The sequence below is a fragment of the Cobetia sp. PDI-23MA genome, assembly GCF_059507735.1.
Map to the genome: position 1 here is coordinate 2,424,520 of NZ_CM183352.1, position 20,619 is coordinate 2,445,138.

Consider the following 20,619-nt stretch of genomic DNA (forward strand, 5'->3'; position numbering starts at 1 on the left):
CCATTGATCGCCAATGACAATGATCACCAATGACAATGATCACCAATGACAACGATCACCAATGACAACGATCGCCAACAACAAGACGGATGGTGACCCACGATGACTGTCAAGCAGCCTTACAACCCTCACTACGACCCTCTCAAGGACAGCTCCCCAGGCGAAGGAGTGGATTATGCGCCGAGCTACTGGCGCTACCACGCAGGGCCGCCGCCAGAGAATGATGGCCCGGTCACTGACGACATGGAGGCCGACGTGGTGCTGATCGGTGCCGGCTTCACCGGCCTTGCCACGGCGATGTTCCTGGCGCGCGAGCATGGCATCAAGGCGGTGGTGCTGGAGGCCAATCAGATCGGCTGGGGCTGCACCAGCCGCAATGGCGGCCAGGGCCATCTGGCCTGGGGGCGCCTGAGTCGCAGCCAGTGGGTCAGGAAATGGGGCGTCGACATGGCGCGCCAGTTGCACGCCAATAGCCTGGAGGGTTTCGAGGTCTTCAAGTCCCTGACCCAGGACCCGGAGGTGGACTGCGAGCCTCAGCCACTGGGCAATCTGCTGATCGCCCACAGTCCGCAGGCCATGCAGCATCTCGAGGCCGAATCACGCCTGTGCAACAACATCCTCGGCTACCGGACCCGAACGCTGGACCGCGCGTCAGTGCATCGTGACTTCATGGGCGATCAGGAGAGTCACGGTGCGATGCTCGAGCCTGAAGGCATCGCGGTACAGCCGCTCAAGCTGGCCTACAGCTACGCGCGTATCGCGCGCCACCATGGCGCCAGAATCCACACCAGCAGCCCGGTGCAGCACTGGACAACCGAGAACGGCATCCACTATCTGCAGACGCCGGGTGGCACGGTGAAGGCGCGCGCGGTGGGCTATACCAGCCCCAATCTTCACTCGCTGACCGCCTATCGCAACATGCCGATCATGGCCAATTCGGTGTGGACGCGCACCCTGACCGACGATGAGATCGAGGCTTGTGGCCTGCGTTCGACCATCCTGACCACGGACACACGCAAGCTGCGTTATTACTATCGCCTACTACCCGAGAAACGCCTGCAGATCGGCACGCGTAGCGCCATCAGTGGCGCGGATGCGCAGAATGCCCGGCATCTGGATGTGGTGCATGAGGCCATCGCGCGCAAGTTCCCGGCGCTGGCCGGCATCGAGACGCCGTGGTTCTCGCATGGATGGATATCTCCCACGACATGATGCCGCGCATCGTGCAGCCGGACCCAAGCAGCAGATCTTCTACTCCCAGGGCTACAGCGGCAACGGCGTGTCGTTCTCGGCCTATGCCTCCAAGCAGCTGGCCGCGCTGATCGCCGGGCAGTCGTTGCCGGAGGCCCATCTGCCGATCTTCAACTCGCCGCTGCCCGCCCATCCACTCAGACCTATCCGGCGCATGGGCCAACACCTGCTCTACAAGTATTTCCAGGTGCTGGACAAGGTGAGCTGAGTAACGCCCCGCGCGAGTTCCGCCACTGATCGCCTCTATCACTTCTCAATACGCCGCGGCGCACTCCAATGCCGTCGCGACACCTCCCACTGACATGCCTCTTGCGGCATGCAAGCACCAGAGAGACGCACCATAAATCGTGAACAGATGACCGCAATGTTCGACGCCTTCAATCGCCACGCCATCGATGAGGTCATGGAGTACTTCGCCGACGATGTGGTCTTCGACACCGTGTCCGGCGATGAGGCGCACGGCACGCGTATCGTCGGTAAAGCCGCCGTGCGCGACGCCTTCGTGAATACCTGGACGACAATGCCCGATGTGCAGTGGGCCAAGGGCGAGTTCTTCTTCGCCGATCAGCGCGTCGTCTCCGAATGCACCTTCATGGCGACCCAGCCCGATGGCCAGCGTGTCGAAGCCGACAGCGTGGATCTCTTCACCATCGAGAAGGGCAAGATCACCCGCAAACAGGCCTTCCGCAAGCAGCGACCGGCCTTTACTCCAGCTGCCTGAGGGTAACGCGCAGCGCATACGCAAAAGGCCAGTCATCATGACTGGCCTTTTGCGTATCAACATCTATCTCGACACGACGATTTGATAACGACACAGGCTTATCTCTTGACGCCGCATGCTGATAATCTTGCTGATGAAAACCGCTGTATGCTTTTCATCCACATGAAACGCCACTCATTGACCGCCAGTTCCCATTGCCAAGAGGAAACCGGATGACCACGGACACAGACTCCTCACAGGCATCAACCGACAGCACACTAAGCAATGCAGAACAGGAAGACCGCCGTATCGGCAGGCAGCTGCGCGACCTGCGCAAGTCCCGCCAGCTGACCTTGAACCAACTGGCAGGCCAAGTCGGCAAATCCGTCGGCTACCTGAGCCAGGTGGAGCGTGGCGTCTCCTCGCTGCCCATCGGAGTGTTGCAGACGCTGAGTGACGCCCTAGACGTGCGCGTCAGCTGGTTCTTCCAGCCGGGCGGCAGTGACTCGGCGGCCGAGCAGGAAACTATCGTGCGCGCGGATCAGCGCCGCGCCATGAACCTTGGCACCATCGGTGCACGGGAAGAATTGCTCTCCCCTCGCCTGAGCGGTCAGCTCATCCTGATCATGACCCGCCTGCAGCCCGGTGGCAGCGGCGGCGAGACACCGCGTGAGCGGCGCGGTGAGGAAGCGGGCTATGTGGAAAGTGGCCAGCTGGAGCTGACCCTCGGCGAACAGGTCTTCCTGCTCAACCCGGGCGACAGCTTCTCGCTCACCGGGGAAGAACCCCACTGGATTCGCAATCCCGGCGAGACCGAGACCCGCATCGTCTGGGTGATGACGGGCGTGGAGTACTGAGGCAGCGCGCTCAGGGGCTGCTTGTTCGCGCCATTTTATTTTCCTTCACTTATATACACCCCGCTGATGCATGTCCCTTCTGTTTCATGGCCCTCTTGGTTCATCTCCTCTCTCAATGGGGCATCTTGTCGCGCGTGGTGTAATAGACGCTATCGATATGCGAGAGCATGGCGCGTTCAGCAGCATCCGGGTCACCGGCACGTAGCGCCTCGACAATACGCACATGCTCTTCATAGCTGCGCTTGATCGAGCCGTGTTCGGCCATGACCTGGCGGCGAATGTTGAGCGCGTAGGTATAAAGCTCATCGGCATAGCGGATCAGGATCTCGTTGCGCGAGTATTCGGCGATGACGTGATGGAAGTTCTGATCCGAGAGCTGGAAGTTCACCGGCGAGTCGAAGTGCTGTGACTGGGCTTCCAGCAAGGCGTCCAGCTTCTTGAGCCCTGCTTCATCGATGTGCCGCGCAGCGCGGCGGGCGATGGCCGATTCCACCACGATCCGGCTCTCGAAGACGCTCTCGATATCCAGGTTGTTGAGCTCATCACCCTGTTGACGTGCGGGATGATTGCGGAAGCTGTCGATCACGGCCTCACTGGCACAGACGCGTGACTTGCTGCCGTGCGAGACATTCAAGAGGCCATAGCCCGTCAACAGCGCCAGCCCCCCGCGCACGGTCTCACGACTCACTTCAAACAACTGTGCCAGCTCACGCTCGCTGGGCAGCTCATCTCCATCGCGCAGCAGCCCCGTCAGGATCATCTCGATGAGCTTGTCGGCGAGAATTTCCTTCTTGGTCTGATTCTTCAGCGCTTTCTCGAAGGCGAAAGGCGTCTGCTTCATGCAGCCTCCACTGGTATATATTTCATACCAGCATAACCGACAACCGCATATCACGCATCCACAAACCGACCATGGTCGCAATTTTCGAGAAAACCTTGACCGATCAGCGTGGGCTCGGCTAATTTTTATCTCAACTGGTCCGGTAAACCAACCAGCAGACCATAAAGTGCGAATTGATTGAAGAAACCAACAACAACGCCAACTCTCACAAGGCTGGAATTCACATGTCAGCAACACGCCCTGTCATTGCCCTTACCCTTGGTGACCCCGCCGGTATCGGCCCGGAGCTGATCGCGCGCCTGGTCGCCGAACCCGAGCAATTCGCCGAGACCCACAGCGTGCTGGTCGGCGATCAGTGGCTGTGGGAGCAGGGCCAACGCCAGGCCGGTCTCTTCACCCAGCTGCCGCGCGTCGCAAGCTTCGCCGAGGCCCGCGAGCATGAAGGCCTGTCATTGATGCTGGTGGAAAGCGTGGCCCAGCAGGACGTGACGCTGGCCGAGGAAAGCGCCGCCTGTGGCGCCTCGACCCTCGCGGTGCTGTCTCGCTGCCTGGAAGCAGCCCAGAACGAGGAAGTCGACGCCATCTGCTTCGCGCCGCTCAACAAGCTGTCGATGAAGAAAGGTGGCCTCGGCCATGAGGACGAGCTGCACTTCTTCGCCGAGAAGCTCGGAGTCGAAGGCTATTTCTGCGAGTTCAACACCCTGGGGACGCTGTGGACCTCGCGCATCTCATCGCACATTCCGCTCAAGGACGCCGCCGAGTACGTCACCCAGGAGCGCATCATCGCCGCCAGCCAGCTGATTCATGACTCGCTGAAACTGGCCGGCTTTGAGCGTCCGCGCATCGCCGTCGCCGCCTTCAATCCCCACGGCGGCGAAGGTGGCACCTGTGGCCGCGAGGAAATCGACGTCATCGCGCCGGCCGTCGCGCGCTGCAATGAACAGGGCTACCCGGTCGAAGGCCCCTTCCCGGCCGACACCATATTTATCAAGGCGCGAGATGGCGAGTACGACGCCATCGTGACCATGTACCACGACCAGGGGCAGATCGCGATCAAGCTGCTGGGCTTCAAATCCGGCGTCACCGTCCAGGGCGGCCTGCCCATCCCCATCACCACGCCGGCCCACGGCACCGCCTTCGATATCGCAGGCCTTGGCAAGGCGGACGTCAACCCGACCCGCAATGCCTTCGCGATCGCCAAGCGCATGGGCACCAACCTGCGTGCACTGCGTCTCGAGACCGCTTTTGCCTGATGCCCTTGCGCCTCTCGCTCATGAACCTGAATCAACGCCATCCACAACAAGGATAATTCGATGAAGATCACCAACGTCAGAACCCGCGTCTTCGAATGGAAAGGCCACACCGTCCCTCCGACCGCCCACTTCTGCTCCAACGCCATGGACGAGCTGTGGGACAAGGGCGACTCGATGGGCACCTTCCGCTTCCACGGCTGGACAGTGGTGGAGATCGAGACCGACAACGGCCTGGTCGGGCTGGGCAACGTGGCGCTGGCGCCGCGCATCGCCAAGGCGATCATCGATCAATACCTCACGCCGCTGATCATCGGTCAGGACCCCTTCGACTACGAATACCTGTGGCAGCGCATGTACCGCTCCACCCACGCCTGGGGCCGCAAGGGCATCGGCATGGCCGCCATCTCCGGCGTCGATATCGCCATCTGGGACATCATGGGCAAGGCGGTCGGCAAGCCGGTCTTCAAGCTGCTGGGCGGGCGCACCAAGGAGAAGATCCCCTGCTACGCCTCCAAGCTCTACCGCACCGACCTCAAGGGCATGCAGGAAGAGGCCCAGTCCTATCTGGACCAAGGCTTCACCGCCATGAAGATGCGCTTCGGCTACGGTCCGCGTGATGGGGTCGAGGGCGTGCGTGCCAACCTGGATAGCGTGGCCGCCGTGCGCGAAGTCATCGGCGAGGATGTCGACCTGATGCTCGAGTGCTACATGGGCTGGAACCTGGACTACGCCAAGCGCATGTTGCCGAAGCTGGAACGCTTCCAGCCGCGCTGGCTGGAAGAGCCGGTGATCGCCGATGACATCGATGGCTACGCCGAACTCAATCAGCTGACCAGCATTCCCATCTCCGGCGGCGAGCACGAATTCACCCATTACGGCTTCCGCCAGCTGCTGGAAAAGCGCGCCGTCTCCGTCATCCAGTACGACACCAACCGGGTCGGTGGTATCACCGCCGCGCGCAAGATCAACGCCCTCGCCGAGTCCTTCAGCGTGCCGGTCATCCCGCACGCCGGCCAGATGCACAACTACCACCTGACCATGGCCTCACTGGCCTCCCCGATGAGCGAGTACTTCCCGGTGCATGATGTCGAGATCGGCAACGAGCTCTTCTACTACATCTTCAAGGGTGACCCGGAGCCGGTGAACGGCTTCATCGACCTCGACGAAGAGACCCCGGGGCTGGGCCTCGAGCTGAACAGCGACTACTTCGATCAGTTCAACATCATCGAGTGAGGAAGCCATCATGAGACTCGTCCAACTTCGCACCGCCAATGGCCCGCGGGTCGCCGTGGTCGAAAGCCGCGACCAGCTGCGCCTGCTCGACTTCCCCGGTGGCACCTATGAGCTGGCCTCCCGCGCCATCGAGCTGGGCATCGGGCTCAGCGCGCTGATCGAACAGCACTACTCGCACACCCTGGTCGACTACAAGCAGGCGATCGATCGCCGCGAACTGCTGCCGCCGGTCACCCACCCCGATCGCGCGCGCTGCACCGTCACCGGCACCGGCCTGACCCACCTGGGCAGCGCTGACACCCGCGATGCCATGCATGCCGCCGCCCAGGCACAGAGCGAGAATGACGCCAACGTCACCGACTCGATGCGCATGTTCCGCATGGGCCTCGAGGGCGGAAAGCCCGCCGCGGGTCAGGTCGGCGCGCAGCCGGAATGGTTCTACAAGGGTGACGGCAGCATCGTGGTCGCGCCGGAAACCGCGATCAGCGTGCCGGCCTTCGCCGAGGATGCCGGCGAGGAGCCCGAACTGGTCGGCCTGTACCTCAACGATGCCAATGGCCAGCCGCACCGCATCGGCTACGCCGTGGGCAACGAATTCTCCGACCACATCACCGAGCGCGCCAATTATCTGTGGCTGGCCCACTCCAAACTGCGCGCCTGCAGCTATGGACCTGAGCTGCTGATCGGCGAACTGCCCCAGCACCTGGAAGGCACCAGCCGCATCACCCGCGAAGGCCAGACCCTGTGGGAGAAACCCTTCCTGACCGGTGAGGCCAACATGGCCCACAGCCTGGCCAACCTGGAACACCACCATTTCAAGTACGCCCAGTTCCGCGCGCCCGGTGACCTGCATGTGCACTTCTTCGGCACTGCCACGCTGAGTTTCGCCGATCAGATCAAGGTGCAGGAAGGAGACCGCTTCGAGATCGAACTGCCGGCCTTCGGGCGCGCACTGCGCAACCCGGTCGCGTTCGAGTCCCACGACAACCAAGCGGAACAGCCATCCGCCATGGCGGTGCTGTAAACACTGCCGATCAGCACAAGAAGTAGAGCAAGGATCAGGGTCTTGAGAACCCCGCCATCACACGGCCCTGATCCCGGCAGCACCAGCAGTACCAATAGCACCAACAGCAGCACCAGCGTCAACACGCCGCCTAAGCATCACGACAATAACGAGAAAAGGGTTTCGCCATGACAACCTCACGCCACCACACCACCGCCACCCTCCTGTCCGCCGCCCTACTCAGCCTGGCGATGACAGGCACCGCCACTGCCGCTACCTCGCTGACCTTCGCGCATGCCCACCCGGTCACCGATTCGCAGCATCTGGCCGCCGAGCGCTTCGCCGAACGTCTCGCCGAGCGCAGCGCGGGAGAATTGACGGTCAAGATCTTCCCCAACGGCCAGCTGGGCAATGACCAGGCGATGATTTCCGGTGTCCGCAGCGGCACCATCGACCTGGAGCTCTCCGGCAATCCCTACTTCAGTGGTCTGGTCAGCGAACTCAACGTGCTGGACCTGCCCTTCCTGTTCGATACCCGCGAGCAGGCCTATCAGGTACTGGACGGCGAGGTCGGTCAGAACCTGCTGACTGCCATGCAGCCTCAACAGATCGAAGGCCTCGCCTTCTGGGAAATCGGCTTCCGCAACCTGACCAACTCGCGCCGCGCGGTAGAGACCGCCGAGGACATCAGCGGCCTGACGCTGCGCACCACCCCGAACCCGGCGCATATCGCCGCCTTCCAGGCCCTCGGTGCCAACCCGACTCCGATGCCCTTCGCGGAGCTTTATACCGCGCTGGAAACCCGCACCGTGGATGGCCAGGAGAATCCGGTCAGCCTGATTCGCTCCGCCAACCTGTATTCGGTGCAGGACCATCTGTCACTGACCGCGCACGCCTATACCGCCGCGCCCTTGATCATGAACAAGCAGACGTTCGACAGCCTCGCCCCCGAACTTCAGACGCTGATCAAGGAAGAAGCCCGCGAAGCGGCCCGCTATCAGCGCCAGCTCAATCATGACAATGAACAGGGCGATCTGGCCTTCCTCGAGGAACAGGGCATGCAGGTCGTGCGCGAACCCGATACCGCCAGCATGAGGGCCAAGGTCGCCGAGCCGGTGCGCGCCGAGTTCACCGCCAAGCACGGCAGCGAGCTGCTGGAACGCATCGACGCCGCTCTCGCCCACTGATCAGGCTCGCCTGACTTGCCACTGGAAGGAAGCTCGCCATGCTCTCTGACTCACTCCAATCCCCGGTGATGACTGCGTCTCTTGCCGAACTGGGCGAGCAACGCGAGCGCTATCTGGCCACGCAGCAGGATGAAGATCTGCCGATCATCGATGCCCACATGCATGTCTGGGACCCGACGCGCAATTACCACCCCTGGCTGTGCGATGAGCCGATGATTCCCTTCCGCTACGGCGACTATGCCGCGATTCGTCGCCCCTACCTGCCCGCCGAGCACCTCATGGCAGCGGGAAAGGCGCATCGCGTGATGGGCTGCGTCTACATGGAAGCGGAATGGGCGCGGGGCGATGCGCTCAAGGAAGTGCGCTGGGTCGAGGAGACTGCCCGCGAGACCGGCTGGCCGAATGCCATGATCGCCCAGGCCTGGCTGGATCAGGACGACATCGCCGAGCAACTCGCAACGCTGTGTGAGCCACGTTCCCCCCGTGGCAGCCTGGTCATGGGCATTCGACACAAGCCGGCCGCGCTGGAACGTCATGATCCGAGGCTTGCCACCCACACCATGCCCGGCTCGCTGCGCTGCCCGCGTTATCAGTACGGCGTCAGTGAAGTCGCGCGTCGCGGGCTGATCTTCGAGCTGCAGGTGCCCTGGTGGCACCTCGAGGAACTGTTGCCACTGCTGGGCCGCCACCCCGAGATGCCGGTGGTGATCAATCACGCCGGCGTGCCCGGTGATCGTCATCCCGACACCCTGCGTCAGTGGTCACGGGCCCTCGCCAAGGTCGCCGCCTGGCCCCAGGTGATGATCAAGTTCTCGGGGCTCGGCATCGTGGGTCAGCCCTGGCGGCTGGAAGACAACCGTGAGGTCTTTGCCATCGTGCTGCGCCATTTCGGGGTCCACCGCGTGATGTTCGCCAGCAACTTCCCGGTCGATGGGCTGGTGACCTCACTCGATACGCTGCTGCAGGCATTCAAGGACCTCAGCCGCTCCTTGAGTCCCGAACACCGCCTCAAGCTGTTCTGCGACAACGCCGTGCGCCGCTACCGCTTGAACGCTACCGCCTGACCGGAATGACGACGACCGCCACGACAGCGATTGCCACAACGACAGCCTCTATAACAACAACTTGCAAGGAATTCGCCATGCTTACCCGCCACGCCCTGTCCCATAAAGCTCTGATCAAGACAGTCTCCGCGCTGGGACTGATGCTGACCTTCGCGACCACTGCCCACGCCGAGATCACCGCGCGCATGGGCACCAGTCTGCCGGATGCCCACCCCCAGACGCTGGGGGCCAAGAAGTTCGCACAACTCATCGAGGAAAGATCCGACGGCGAGATCACCGTCAAGGTGTTCTCCAACGGCATTCTGGGCAACGACGTCAACATGACCTCGATGCTGCAGTCCGGGACCCTGGATTTCACCGTACCGTCCACCGCGACCCTCAGCAGTCTCAATCCTGACTTCAACATCGTCAGCCTGCCCTTCCAGTTCGATGACAGTACACATGCGGACGCGGTGCTGGATGGCGAGGCTGGCCGAGCCCTGCTCGCAAGCCTCGATGACAAGCAGCTAGTGGCACTCGAGTACTGGGAAAACGGCTTCCGTCACATGACCAACAGCCGCCGCCCCATAGAGACGCTCGAGGACATCGAAGGCCTCAAGATTCGCACCATGCAGAACGCGCTCTACATCGACCTCTTCAATGGGCTGAATGCCAATGCCGTGCCCATGGCGGTCAATGAGCTGTTTACCGCCATGGAGACCCGCACGGTGGATGGCCAGGAAAACCCCTACACCGTGATCGACGCCAAGCGCTTCTTCGAGGTCCAGAAGTACCTCTCGCGCACCGCGCATGCCTATGACGCCCTGGTGCTGGTCGCCTCGGCAGGCTTCATGCAGTCACTCGATGAGGCGCAGCGCCAGCTGGTCCGCGAGGCCGCCCGTGAAGCCACGCTCTATCAGCGCGAACAGAGCCGCGCCCTGAACGAGGAATTGCTGAGTGCCCTTGAGAAGAAGATGGCCGTCAACGTGGTCGCGGACAGTGAGCGCCAGCGCATGCGTGAGGCCCTGGCACCGGTGATCGAGCAGCACACCCAGGCGCTTGACGCAGACGTGGTGACGCAGTTCCAGACCGCCCTGGCCGACGCGCGCTGAACACTTTCATCAGCGCCTGTGTCATCAGCCCCTGACATCAGTCCCAGCCACCGACACGCGGCAGCGCCCTTTTCGCTGCAACCAGAGGGGCGCAATGACAGCGCTGCCGCACCGTCATCGAGATGCCTCCCTCGGGGATGACACCATGAACAAACTGACCCAAGAGATGCCGTTATCCATGTCGATCAAACCGCCCTCTGCCACGCACGCCGAGTCCCGCAAGGCCGCTGGCGCCGAGCAGAACAAGGCAGCTCCGCAGGACAAGACAACTGTGCAGGAAAAGACAGCCCCGCAGGACACGGCCGCCCACTCGAACATTGCCGTCGGCATCACGGCGCTGTTCAAGGGACTCGAGAAGACCCTGACCCTGCTGATGGTGCTGGCGCTGGTGGCGATGATCGTACTGGTGTTCGTCAATGTGGTGCTGCGCTACGGCTTCAACAGCGGCATCTCGATCAGTGTCGAACTGTCCCGCTTCCTGTTCGTGTGGGTCACCTTCATGGGTGCGGTCACGGCGCTGATCCGCCAGGAGCACCTAAGCGTCAATACCTTCGTCGACAAGCTGCCTGCGGCCATGCGCGCAGGGCTTGATCGGCTGGTGACCCTGGCGATGCTCGGCTGCTGCCTGATGCTGCTCAAGGGCAGCTATGCCCAGACGGTGCTCAACTGGAACAACCTCTCTCCCATCAGCGGCATTCCGGTCGGCGTCTTCTATCTCGCCGGCCTGATGGCAGGCGTGCTGATGTCGCTGATTCTGCTCTGGCGTCTGCTGACGCCGCTGGCACTGCATGCTGTCACGCCGCGCGTCGCGCCGAGCCACGCCTCTGATTCGCAAGGAGATACGCCATGACCATCGGGCTCTTCCTCGGCTCCCTGCTGGCCGCCATCGGCCTGAGCCTCCCCATCGCCTTCGCCCTGCTGGTCAGTGCCATCGTATTGATGCTGCATTTGGATCTGTTCAACTCGCAGATCCTGGCCCAGAACCTGGTCAATGGCGCCGATAGCTACACCCTGCTGGCCATTCCCTTCTTCCTCACCGCCGGCGAAGTGATGTCGCGCGGCGGGCTTTCCCAACGCATCGTCACACTGGCGATGTCACTGGTGGGCCACCGCAAGGGCGGGCTCGGCTTCGTCGCCATCTTCGCCGCCATCGTCATGGCCAGCCTGTCCGGTTCCGCCGTCGCCGATACCGCGGCGCTGGCCAGCATGCTGCTGCCGATGATGCGCAAGGCCGGCTACCCGCTGGGCCGCTCCTCCGGCCTGATGGCCGCCGGTGGGATCATCGCGCCGATCATTCCGCCCTCCATTCCGCTGATCATCATCGGGGTCGCCGGTGGCATCTCCATCGGCAAGCTGTTCCTCGCCGGCATCGTGCCGGGCCTGATCATGGGCGTGACCCTGGTAGTGATGTGGCTGTTCATGACCCGCAAGGAAGATCTGGTGGTCACGAAGAAGGCCAGCGGGCGTGAACGCCTCAAGGCACTCAAGGACAGCTTCTGGGCCATCATGCTGCCGGTCATCATCATCGGCGGCATCAAGAGCGGCATCTTCACCCCGACGGAGGCCGGTGTGGTCGCGGCGGTCTACGCCATCTTCGTCGCCACCGTGGTCTACCGCGAACTCGACCTCAGCCAGCTCTACGCCGTGCTCGCCCAGGCTGCCCGCAGCACCGCCATCGTGATGTTCCTGGTCGCTGCGGCGATGGTCGCCTCCTGGCTGATCAGCATCGCCCAGCTGCCGCTGATGGTGGCCGGCCTGCTGCAGCCGCTCGCCGATGATCCGCGCATCCTGATGCTAGCCATCATGGGTATCGTGCTGGTGGTCGGCATGGTGATGGACCTGACGCCGACCATTCTGGTGCTCACGCCAATCCTGATGCCCATCGTCAAGCTGGCCGGCATCGACCCGGTCTACTTCGGGATCATGTTCGTCCTCAACTGCGCCATCGGCCTGATCACCCCGCCGGTCGGCAACGTGCTCAACGTGATCACCAGCGTCGGCAACCTCAAGTTCGAGAAGGCGGTCAGTGGCGTCGCGCCCTTCGCCCTCGCCTATGTGGTGATTCTGCTGCTGTTCATTGCCTTCCCGCAGATCATCACCGCGCCGCTTTACTGGATGACCGACTGACCCCGTGGCAACCACAACCACGAAGCCACAAAGGAAGACTGAAAGAAGGCAAGACGCCAACGACACGCCACTTGCTTAGACAGTCGCCCACTAAGACAGCCGCCCACAAAGACAACAAGAGAGCCATTCAATGACACCCATGATCAAGACGACCCTCGCCAGCCTGCTGTTGATCGCCCCTCTGAGTGCTGCCCATGCCCAGATGACGCTCAAGCTGGCCCACGCCGCCCCGACCACCGATACCCAGCAGCAGGCGGCGGAGCGCTTCGCCGAGCTGGTCAAGGAAGGTACGGATGGCGAGATCACCGTCAACATCTTCGGCAATGGTGTGCTCGGGGGCGACCAGCAGATGATCGCCGGCGTGCGCAGCGGCACCATCGATATCGAGATGTCCGGCAACCCCAACTTCGCAGGTCTGCAGCCGGCGCTGGGCGCCTTCGATCTGCCCTACATCTTCCCGGACCGCAAGACGGCCTATCAGGTGCTAGACGGCAAGGTCGGCGACGATGCCCTGGCTCTGCTCAAGGAAGACAACCTCAAGGGCCTGGCCTTCTGGGAGGTCGGCTTCCGCGCGATGACCAACTCCAAACACCCGATCAAGACGCCCGCCGATGTCGACGGCCTGGTGATGCGCACCAACTCCAACAAGTCGCTGATCGAGGCCTTCTCGTTGCTGGGTGCGAATCCGGTGCCGATGCCGCTGGGCGAGCTCTACACCGCGATGGAAACCGGCACGGTCGACGCGCAGGACCACCCGATCAGCATCGTCTGGTCGGCGGGCTTCTATGAGGTCCAGGACTACCTGTCATTGACCAATCAGGCCTACACCTCACTGCTGATGGTGATGAACGACGACAAGTTCGAAAGCCTGTCACCAGAATATCAGCAGGTACTGGTAAGCGCGGCGCGGGAGGCCGGCGATTATCAGCGTGAACTGAACGCGAAGAACGAGCAGAAGATTCTCGCTGAACTGGCCGACAAGGGCATGAAGATCGAGACCGATGTCGATACCGCCGCCTTCCAGAAGGTCGTGCTGCCGACCTGGGACAGCTATATCGCCGCCAATGGTCGCGACTGGATCGATGCCATCCAGGGCGCCAGCCAGGCCAGCGCCGATGTCGATGTCGATGTCGATGACAAAGCCGAACCGCAAGGCACGCAGAAGACCACGGCCGCCGTGACGCAGTAACGCCCATCCGTTCTATCGCCTTGCTTATCTGTCACCCCAGCGAGGGCACAAGTCCTTGATAACCAGGCCCTGACGGCACCCTCGCTGATTGGAGAAATGTCATGTCCCGAGATGTTCTGCTGCTCAACCAGAAATGCGCACACACCCTGAGCCTGTTCGACGCCACCAGCGGCGAGGAACTCCACCACCTGCGCCTGCCGGATTACCCGCATGAGTTCGTGGTGGATTCCACCGGCCGCTACGCCTTCGTGGGTCACTACGGCATCCTCGGTGCCGACTGTATCGGCGACCAGGGCGGCTGCTCGGTATTCGTGGTCGATCTCGAGACCTTCACGCTGATCAATACGCTCAGCACCTGGCCTTACTATCGTATCCACGGTCTGGGCATCGATGACCAGGACCGCCTCTACGCCATGAGCGAAGGCCACAACACCCTGCTGCTGTTCAACACGCCCCTGACCCAGACCACGCCGGATCTGGCCGTGTCCTCTGGTGGCTACAAGACGCACCTGTTCGCGCTCACCAAGGCCGGCGACTGGGCCTACGGCATCAATCTGCTCAGCAATACCATCACCAAGTTCAAACCTCACGATGCCACCTTCACGCCCATCGCGATGATTCCGGGCCGCAAGCCCGAGGGCAACAGTCTGTCCGCCGATGGCCGCACCCTGTTCATCAGTAACCGCGATGACGACAGCATCGTGGCGGTGGATACCGAATCGATGACCGTGCGCGCCTCGGCGACCACCGGTCGAGATCCCAACCGCATCTACCGTGACCCCAAGGGGCGCCTGATCACCACCAATTACGGGGAAAGCTCGCTGTCATTGTTCGATGAGGCGCTGGCGCCGCTGGGCACCATCCAGCTTGAGGCGATTCCCATCGCGATGAGCTTCCACCCCGATGGCGAGAAAGCCTTCGTCTCGCTCAAGGACGATCGCATCGCGGTGCTGGATCTGGAGAGCGGCCAGGTACGCAGAAGCTTCGCGACACGCGCCGAGCCGGACGTGTCCTGCCTGCTGGTGCGTGACCACTGAGTCAATCGGCACTTGATGCTTCCAACCAGAATACGAGCCAGTCATGACGGATACCACACTCAGGCACGAGCCTTCACACAGTCAGCCGCTGATCGATGCGCACCATCACTTCTGGGCCCTGGATGGCCAGGTGGCGTACCCCTGGCTGGAAGAGTCGCCGGTGGAGAACTTCTTTCTCGGCGATTACGCCACGATCCGCCGGCCCTTTATGGCCACGGACTTGAAGCGCCTGGTGCCTGAGGGCTTCCGGCTGGTGGGCAGTGTGCACTGTGAAGCCGAGGCCGCACGCTCGCAGGCACTGGAAGAGACGCGCTGGATCACCCGACAGCAGGCCACTCATGCACTACCCAGCGCGCATGTCGGCTGGGCCGCCTTCGGCACTGACGAGTGCGCCACTCAGCTGGACGCTCAGCGTGAATCGCCGCTGTTTCGCGGCGTGCGCGCCAAACCAGTCACCGCCGCCACGCCCCAGACCCGCCAGTCGGTGGTGGGCGCCAGCGGCAGTCTGCAGGACCCGCGCTGGTGCGAGGGACTGGCGCTGCTCACGGAGCATGACCTGAGCTGGGACCTGCGCGTGCCCGCCTGGCATCTTGAAGAGGCAGCCGCGACGCTTGCGGACTTCCCCGGCTTGCGCGTCATCCTCAACCACAGCGGGCTGCCGTGGGATCGCACGCCGCAAGGACTCGCCCAATGGCGCGCAGGCATGCGGGAGCTTGCCGATAACCCGAATGTCGCCGTCAAGCTGTCGGAATTGGGCACGCCCTGGCATGCCTGGGATGCCGACGCCAATCGAGAGCTGCTGTGTGAAGTGCTGGATATCTTCGGTGTCCAGCGCTGCCTGTTCGCCAGCAACTTTCCGGTCTCCGGCCTCAAGGTCAGCTATGGCGACTGGCTAGCGCTGGTGACTAGCGCCATTGAACAAACGACGAGCGCCGATCTGCGCCAGAACACCCTCGACAAGGTGCTCCACGACAACGCCATCCACTGGTATCGGCTACCGATTACCGCTATCGCATCGCCTACGGACGCTGCTGCTGTAACCAGCTCCACCGCAACCTCTATTACGACCTCTACTACGACCTTTACTGCAACCCACAAGACACCCACGGCCTGACTCAACCTGCCTCAGGGCTTCACTTATCAAGGAGAAGACATGATGTCACTCAACGGTCATCAGCTTATCGGACAACGCAGCTTCGCCGCTCAGGGCGAGGCGATCCACGCCATCAATCCGGCCACGGGTGAGCGTCTGGAGCCTGCCTATCCGGGTGCCAACGCGAGCACGGTGGAAGAGGCCTGCCAGCTGGCCAGTCAGGCCTTCGATGCCTATCGCGCTACATCGACCGACGCGAGAGCCATCTTCCTCGAGACCATCGCCGAGGAAATCAATGCACTGGGCGATACCCTGACCCAGCGCGCCATGCAGGAGACCGGCCTGCCCGAGGCACGCCTGAACGGTGAACGCGGCCGCACCTGCGGACAGCTCAAGCTGTTTGCCAAGGTACTGCGCCGCGGTGAGTGGCAGGATGTGCGCGTCGACCCTGCGCTGCCGGAGCGTGCGCCCCTGCCGCGTGCCGACCTGCGCCAGCGTCAGATCCCGCTGGGCCCAGTGGCCGTCTTCGGGGCCAGCAACTTCCCGTTGGCCTTCTCGGTGGCCGGTGGCGATACCGCTTCCGCGCTGGCCGCAGGCTGCCCGGTGGTGGTCAAGGGGCACTCGGCTCACCCGGGCACCTCGGAACTGGTCGGCCAGGCCGTGGCGCGCGCCGCCAAGCGTTGCGACATGCCGGAAGGTGTCTTCTCACTACTATTTGGCCCGGGCAATGAGGTCGGCCAGGCGCTGGTCAAGCATCCCGAGATCCAGGCGGTCGGCTTTACCGGATCGCGCAGTGGCGGCACCGCCCTGCTGGCTCTCGCTCAGGCGCGCCCACAGCCGATTCCGGTCTATGCCGAAATGAGCAGCATCAACCCGGTCATCCTGATGCCGGCCGCACTGGAAGCCCGCGGCGAAGCGCTGGGCAGCGCATTCGTCGGCTCGCTCAACATGGGCGCCGGTCAGTTCTGCACCAACCCGGGGCTGGTGCTGGCCGTCAAGGGCGAAGCACTGGAGCGCTTCAAGCAAGCCGCCATTCCCGCCATCAAGGCAAGTCCGGTGCAGACCATGCTGACGCCGGGCATCCACAAGGCTTATGCCGAGGGCGTGGCAAGCCTGTCCTCACAGCCCGGCATCACCTGCCTGGCCAGTGGCGAAAGCGACTCTCCCATCGCTAGCCCCTGCCAGACCCAGCTGTTCAGCACTCAGGCGAGTGACTTCCTGGCTAATGAGGCCATGCAGGCCGAAGTCTTCGGCTCCAGCTCATTGATCATCGAATGCGATGATCTCGCTCAGCTCAAGCAGGTCTGCAGCGCGCTGGAGGGCCAGCTGACCGCAACTCTGCACCTGAATGACGCCGATCACGATGCCGTACGTCAGCTGCTGCCGGTGCTGGAACGTCGCGCTGGACGCATCCTCGTCAATGGCTGGCCGACAGGGGTCGAAGTCTGTGACGCCATGGTCCACGGTGGCCCCTGGCCCGCCACCTCCGACAGTCGCACCACCTCAGTCGGCACCGCCGCGATTCACCGCTTCCTGCGCCCGGTCTGCTATCAGGACCTGCCGGATGCCCTGCTGCCACCGGAGCTCAAGCACGACGCGACCTCCGGCATCAGCCGACTGGTGGATGGAGTGCGGGAGGGGCGAGAAGCTCAATGAAGCACATCGACTGAACTTGGAGTACTTGCAGCAGCTTTCCTACCCAATGACCATCGAATAGATAAATGGAATGTGAGCGGCTGGAGGTGATAAGCCAGCCGCTCTTTCCGAGTGGCAACGCATAAGGGTGACTGTCTTCTATCCGTTACATGAGCTCCAAGCCAACTCGTACCAGCCGTAGCTATGCCAGCCTGAGACTCTATCAGAGCCTATCGTATTTCCCGTTACGGCGAGACAATAGCATCTGGAGTAGTGATACTCTTTCGCTCCAGAGGCCTTCCATAAAGAAAAAACCCCACGCAGTGAAATCTGCATGGGGCTTGAGTATTCATTGCTGTAGCGGTGCGTAATATTTGCAATATTCTGATATTTCAGGAACGTAGCAGGTTAGTGTTCAATCTGCTTCTGCTGCTCATGGCGCCAACGCCAGTAATGAGTTACCAGGCCGCCAACAACAATGTTGTGGATATACAACCCAGTCCACATAGACTCATAGGATTCAAACTGGTTGATGATCATCCAGAAAACGAAGAATATCATTCCAAAGAAAGCCATATCACTTGGCATGACTCCTGCGCGCCAAGCCAACCAGGTCGCACGACCGATCCATATCATTAATGCAGCTATGGCCAGCACACCCAATAGGCCATAGGCTACCCACGTCTCCATGAAGAAATTATGTAGATGGCCATATTTCTTCGCCACTTTTTCAGGAATCCAGGCTGTCTCGCGCATCACAAGACTTTTGCCTTTTGCTCCCCAGCCTGTCAGCGGGCGCTCAGCGATCCATTCGCTTGCCGCGATCCAGCTATTGACCCTGATACCAACGCTGGTATACGGGATTTGGGTCAACTCGCCCTTCAATACTTGGGTTATCACATCACTTTCTTTATTGACACGCTTTTCAAGAGAATCCCCCAAGCCTAGTCCAAACACTACCATCAACAAGGCTAATGCAGCCAAAAACATTGATAGGTATTTCAAGAATTGGCGGACACCACGACGCATTACGACAAAGCCACCCCAGACCGACAACCCTAAGCCAAGTGATACTATAGTACCAATCCAAACTGCCCGCGTTTGACCAACGACAATACCTGCCAGCGCGATAATCAGTGCCATCCCCCATAAGGTAATGCGCACCCCTTGGCGACTCCCCTGCTGGCAGATACGTTTAGAAAATGCTACTAGTCCCAATAACAAGGTACCAAAGAACATTGCGGAATGTTGCGCGTTACGTATACCAAAATCAGCTCTCTCACCGGATAGTCCTGTTATCCAGTTTTCATCATTCGGTGGCGCCAGAAAAAAGGTAGTCAATAAAAAGCCAGTTGCTGCTACACCCCAGAGAAGTAGCGTATTTCGCGTACTACCGCGTAGCCACCAAGCTACGCTGATGAATATGAACAACTTGGCGAGAAGCGCCAGTCGAGGAGATGAATCCATCCACTGCGGGTGGTGTGACAATCCCGCCCACCATGAAATCAACTGCACCGTTACGACTGCCCCAAGCAATAGCAGTACAGGAAGACGGAAACCTTTTCCCCAGATACAAAATGCGATCAAACCAGAAAACGCCAACAAGGTTTCTGCTGGCTTGGCGATATCGCCAGCGGGAATATTGAAAAACGTATACACCATCAATGACGCCACTCCGATGAGCAGCAACCATCCAGGACTTTTCCAACCTGCCCCTTCGTCCCACTTATTTGTAACCATCATGCTCGCTTGCCATCTCCAGACAGGATGAAAAACGATATATTACAACAAAAATATTGTTTTATCGCCTATATTCCAGATTCCCGATGCAGTGAGTTGACGAAATCTTGTGTTCCTTACAGGAAGCCTATCTCGAGGAATGAACTACCAGGCATGGGCTAGACATCAACCTCGGACCAATGCTTCTACCCTTGAAACATATACTTTAGTAAAACCTGAATATCACTTTGATCAGCGCTTCAGTGGTCACTCTCGGCATATATCCCTCCCTGCGCTCGGCTTACTTGAAAGCCCGGTGAGGTCCCGGGACCCTCTGAACCCATCACGTTCAGCCCTTCTGCTCAGACATTCTGCCCTGTCACACCGCCCTCCCCAGCCTTGGCGATCAGCCAATCCCGGAACAGTCGCGCGGAGGCCAAGAGCGGTCGATCGAGATCAAACACGAGATGCTCCGCGAGGCCGGTGATCGCGCGATGATCCGTGACACGAATCAGCTCGCCCTTGGCGATGGCGTCCGCCGCCATGAAGTCCCACGCCAGTCCGATGCCGGCACCTCGCTGGATGGCGGCGAAGGTCAGCGTCAGCTGATTGAAGGTGATGTCTGACTTGGGCGGGCGGTAGCGAATACCGAAATGGGCGAACCAGTGAGACCAGTCCATGCAGTTCCACGAGGAGTCCAGCTGAATCAGCGGGCGCTGGGCCAGCTCTTCCAGCGAAAGTCCCTGCTCCTTGATCACATCCGGGCGCGCCACCGGATAGATATCTTCGTGAATCAGCGGCGTAGCACTCAGCGCTGGCCATTCGCCGTCGCCATAGAGGATCGCGAGATCATGGTCCGGCACCATGCTGGCATCCATCTCGTTGCTGGCATGGATGTGCACGGTAATCTCGGGGTGCTCGGCGCTGAAGCTCAAAAGGCAAGGGAACAGCCAGTACTGGGAGACGGCATGCGTTGCCAGCACGCTGACGGTGTCAGGGTGCTGCAGTGCGCGCAGGCGCTGTCCGGCCATCTCGAGCCCTTGCAGCGCCGGGAAAATGTCCTTTTGGTAGAGCATTCCCGCCTTGGAAAGCGTGACACCACGCGCCTTGCGCACGAACAGCGGCGTGCCAAGTGACGCTTCCAGCGCGCGAATCTGCTTGCTGATGGCGCTCTGGGTCAGGCACAGCTCATCGGCGGCACGGGTGAAGCTTCCCAAGCGACTCACGGACTCGAAGGCTGCAAGTCCCTCCAGTGAGGGAAGATGGCGGAAACGTCCTGCCATGGTGGCTCCCTGTATTTGGAATTGTGTCTGTGTTCGTCATTGCGCTCGCGCGGATG

Annotated in this window: 19 protein-coding genes; 16 read left to right on the forward strand and 3 right to left on the reverse strand. The window is 61.3% G+C overall.

What is annotated here, in order from left to right; all coding sequences use genetic code 11:
- Window positions 1-102 precede the first annotated feature (102 nt).
- From AC5WNJ_RS10225 to AC5WNJ_RS10240, 4 genes are all read left to right on the forward strand, one after another.
- Window positions 103-1,212, forward strand: coding sequence for an NAD(P)/FAD-dependent oxidoreductase (locus tag AC5WNJ_RS10225; RefSeq protein ID WP_225346888.1), 1,110 nt, complete (start codon window positions 103-105; stop codon window positions 1,210-1,212).
- Window positions 1,187-1,459 (forward strand): hypothetical protein, encoded by a 273-nt coding sequence (locus AC5WNJ_RS10230; protein WP_225346889.1) that lies wholly within the window; start codon window positions 1,187-1,189, stop codon window positions 1,457-1,459. The genes AC5WNJ_RS10225 and AC5WNJ_RS10230 overlap by 26 nt, the downstream gene beginning before the upstream one ends.
- Window positions 1,460-1,606: 147 nt before the next feature.
- Window positions 1,607-1,972, forward strand: a complete 366-nt coding sequence (locus AC5WNJ_RS10235; RefSeq protein ID WP_225346890.1) for a nuclear transport factor 2 family protein — start codon at window positions 1,607-1,609, stop codon at window positions 1,970-1,972.
- A 212-nt stretch (window positions 1,973-2,184) separates the two neighbouring features.
- Window positions 2,185-2,808, forward strand: coding sequence for a helix-turn-helix domain-containing protein (locus tag AC5WNJ_RS10240; protein WP_495929580.1), 624 nt, complete (start codon window positions 2,185-2,187; stop codon window positions 2,806-2,808).
- 112 nt (window positions 2,809-2,920) lie between these two features.
- Here the strand turns inward: AC5WNJ_RS10240 and AC5WNJ_RS10245 are convergent, their stop codons facing one another.
- Window positions 2,921-3,649, reverse strand: a complete 729-nt coding sequence (locus AC5WNJ_RS10245; protein WP_153636113.1) for a FadR/GntR family transcriptional regulator — start codon at window positions 3,647-3,649, stop codon at window positions 2,921-2,923.
- 224 nt (window positions 3,650-3,873) lie between these two features.
- Here AC5WNJ_RS10245 and AC5WNJ_RS10250 point away from each other — a divergent pair, with 224 nt between their 5' ends.
- The 12 genes from AC5WNJ_RS10250 to AC5WNJ_RS10305 all read left to right on the forward strand — a co-directional run bounded on the left by AC5WNJ_RS10250 (window position 3,874) and on the right by AC5WNJ_RS10305 (window position 17,582).
- Window positions 3,874-4,902, forward strand: a complete 1,029-nt coding sequence (locus AC5WNJ_RS10250; protein ID WP_176677358.1) for a 4-hydroxythreonine-4-phosphate dehydrogenase PdxA — start codon at window positions 3,874-3,876, stop codon at window positions 4,900-4,902.
- 60 nt (window positions 4,903-4,962) lie between these two features.
- On the forward strand, window positions 4,963-6,135 hold the full coding sequence (locus tag AC5WNJ_RS10255) for an L-rhamnonate dehydratase (RefSeq protein WP_024952543.1): 1,173 nt from the start codon (window positions 4,963-4,965) through the stop codon (window positions 6,133-6,135).
- A 10-nt stretch (window positions 6,136-6,145) separates the two neighbouring features.
- The gene (gene araD1 / locus AC5WNJ_RS10260; RefSeq protein ID WP_176677359.1) at window positions 6,146-7,159 is read left to right on the forward strand and encodes an AraD1 family protein; all 1,014 of its coding nucleotides are present in this window, start codon (window positions 6,146-6,148) and stop codon (window positions 7,157-7,159) included.
- Between the two features lie 167 nt (window positions 7,160-7,326).
- On the forward strand, window positions 7,327-8,325 hold the full coding sequence (locus tag AC5WNJ_RS10265) for a TRAP transporter substrate-binding protein (protein WP_176677360.1): 999 nt from the start codon (window positions 7,327-7,329) through the stop codon (window positions 8,323-8,325).
- A 38-nt stretch (window positions 8,326-8,363) separates the two neighbouring features.
- Window positions 8,364-9,389, forward strand: coding sequence for an amidohydrolase family protein (locus tag AC5WNJ_RS10270; RefSeq protein ID WP_176677361.1), 1,026 nt, complete (start codon window positions 8,364-8,366; stop codon window positions 9,387-9,389).
- Between the two features lie 77 nt (window positions 9,390-9,466).
- A complete protein-coding gene (locus AC5WNJ_RS10275; RefSeq protein ID WP_495929583.1) occupies window positions 9,467-10,480 on the forward strand; it encodes a TRAP transporter substrate-binding protein in 1,014 nt (337 codons plus the stop codon).
- 145 nt (window positions 10,481-10,625) lie between these two features.
- Window positions 10,626-11,330 carry a TRAP transporter small permease subunit gene (locus AC5WNJ_RS10280; protein WP_176677363.1) on the forward strand — a complete coding sequence of 235 codons (705 nt, stop codon included), beginning with the start codon at window positions 10,626-10,628 and terminating at the stop codon, window positions 11,328-11,330.
- Window positions 11,327-12,607: a TRAP transporter large permease subunit gene (locus tag AC5WNJ_RS10285; RefSeq protein WP_176677364.1), complete on the forward strand. Its 1,281-nt coding sequence runs from the start codon at window positions 11,327-11,329 to the stop codon at window positions 12,605-12,607. Before AC5WNJ_RS10280 ends, AC5WNJ_RS10285 begins: the two co-directional genes overlap by 4 nt.
- A gap of 130 nt (window positions 12,608-12,737) precedes the next feature.
- Window positions 12,738-13,796, forward strand: a complete 1,059-nt coding sequence (locus AC5WNJ_RS10290) for a TRAP transporter substrate-binding protein (protein WP_176677365.1) — start codon at window positions 12,738-12,740, stop codon at window positions 13,794-13,796.
- A 101-nt stretch (window positions 13,797-13,897) separates the two neighbouring features.
- Window positions 13,898-14,833 carry a YncE family protein gene (locus AC5WNJ_RS10295; protein ID WP_495929586.1) on the forward strand — a complete coding sequence of 312 codons (936 nt, stop codon included), beginning with the start codon at window positions 13,898-13,900 and terminating at the stop codon, window positions 14,831-14,833.
- 43 nt (window positions 14,834-14,876) lie between these two features.
- A complete protein-coding gene (locus tag AC5WNJ_RS10300) occupies window positions 14,877-15,947 on the forward strand; it encodes an amidohydrolase family protein (protein WP_176677367.1) in 1,071 nt (356 codons plus the stop codon).
- 42 nt (window positions 15,948-15,989) lie between these two features.
- Complete coding sequence (locus AC5WNJ_RS10305; RefSeq protein ID WP_176678395.1) at window positions 15,990-17,582, forward strand: aldehyde dehydrogenase (NADP(+)); 1,593 nt, start codon at window positions 15,990-15,992, stop codon at window positions 17,580-17,582.
- Window positions 17,583-17,969: 387 nt separating this feature from the next.
- Here the strand turns inward: AC5WNJ_RS10305 and AC5WNJ_RS10310 are convergent, their stop codons facing one another.
- Both AC5WNJ_RS10310 and AC5WNJ_RS10315 read right to left on the reverse strand, forming a co-directional pair.
- Complete coding sequence (locus AC5WNJ_RS10310) at window positions 17,970-19,304, reverse strand: O-antigen ligase family protein (RefSeq protein ID WP_225346892.1); 1,335 nt, start codon at window positions 19,302-19,304, stop codon at window positions 17,970-17,972.
- 338 nt (window positions 19,305-19,642) lie between these two features.
- Window positions 19,643-20,563 (reverse strand): LysR substrate-binding domain-containing protein, encoded by a 921-nt coding sequence (locus AC5WNJ_RS10315; protein ID WP_176677368.1) that lies wholly within the window; start codon window positions 20,561-20,563, stop codon window positions 19,643-19,645.
- Between the last annotated feature and the right edge of the window lie 56 nt (window positions 20,564-20,619).

What these genes read in the sequence shown, in the direction of transcription:
- AC5WNJ_RS10315 (WP_176677368.1), bottom strand. Translation starts at nt 20,563, where the DNA reads ATGGCAGGACGTTTCCGCCATCTTCCCTCACTGGAGGGACTTGCAGCC.
- AC5WNJ_RS10305 (WP_176678395.1), top strand. Translation starts at nt 15,990, where the DNA reads ATGTCACTCAACGGTCATCAGCTTATCGGACAACGCAGCTTCGCCGCT.
- AC5WNJ_RS10310 (WP_225346892.1), bottom strand. Translation starts at nt 19,304, where the DNA reads ATGATGGTTACAAATAAGTGGGACGAAGGGGCAGGTTGGAAAAGTCCT.
- AC5WNJ_RS10295 (WP_495929586.1), top strand. Translation starts at nt 13,898, where the DNA reads ATGTCCCGAGATGTTCTGCTGCTCAACCAGAAATGCGCACACACCCTG.
- AC5WNJ_RS10290 (WP_176677365.1), top strand. Translation starts at nt 12,738, where the DNA reads ATGACACCCATGATCAAGACGACCCTCGCCAGCCTGCTGTTGATCGCC.
- AC5WNJ_RS10225 (WP_225346888.1), top strand. Translation starts at nt 103, where the DNA reads ATGACTGTCAAGCAGCCTTACAACCCTCACTACGACCCTCTCAAGGAC.
- AC5WNJ_RS10245 (WP_153636113.1), bottom strand. Translation starts at nt 3,649, where the DNA reads ATGAAGCAGACGCCTTTCGCCTTCGAGAAAGCGCTGAAGAATCAGACC.
- AC5WNJ_RS10275 (WP_495929583.1), top strand. Translation starts at nt 9,467, where the DNA reads ATGCTTACCCGCCACGCCCTGTCCCATAAAGCTCTGATCAAGACAGTC.
- AC5WNJ_RS10280 (WP_176677363.1), top strand. Translation starts at nt 10,626, where the DNA reads ATGAACAAACTGACCCAAGAGATGCCGTTATCCATGTCGATCAAACCG.
- AC5WNJ_RS10250 (WP_176677358.1), top strand. Translation starts at nt 3,874, where the DNA reads ATGTCAGCAACACGCCCTGTCATTGCCCTTACCCTTGGTGACCCCGCC.
- AC5WNJ_RS10270 (WP_176677361.1), top strand. Translation starts at nt 8,364, where the DNA reads ATGCTCTCTGACTCACTCCAATCCCCGGTGATGACTGCGTCTCTTGCC.
- AC5WNJ_RS10230 (WP_225346889.1), top strand. Translation starts at nt 1,187, where the DNA reads ATGGATGGATATCTCCCACGACATGATGCCGCGCATCGTGCAGCCGGA.
- AC5WNJ_RS10285 (WP_176677364.1), top strand. Translation starts at nt 11,327, where the DNA reads ATGACCATCGGGCTCTTCCTCGGCTCCCTGCTGGCCGCCATCGGCCTG.
- AC5WNJ_RS10255 (WP_024952543.1), top strand. Translation starts at nt 4,963, where the DNA reads ATGAAGATCACCAACGTCAGAACCCGCGTCTTCGAATGGAAAGGCCAC.
- AC5WNJ_RS10235 (WP_225346890.1), top strand. Translation starts at nt 1,607, where the DNA reads ATGACCGCAATGTTCGACGCCTTCAATCGCCACGCCATCGATGAGGTC.
- AC5WNJ_RS10240 (WP_495929580.1), top strand. Translation starts at nt 2,185, where the DNA reads ATGACCACGGACACAGACTCCTCACAGGCATCAACCGACAGCACACTA.
- AC5WNJ_RS10300 (WP_176677367.1), top strand. Translation starts at nt 14,877, where the DNA reads ATGACGGATACCACACTCAGGCACGAGCCTTCACACAGTCAGCCGCTG.
- araD1 (WP_176677359.1), top strand. Translation starts at nt 6,146, where the DNA reads ATGAGACTCGTCCAACTTCGCACCGCCAATGGCCCGCGGGTCGCCGTG.
- AC5WNJ_RS10265 (WP_176677360.1), top strand. Translation starts at nt 7,327, where the DNA reads ATGACAACCTCACGCCACCACACCACCGCCACCCTCCTGTCCGCCGCC.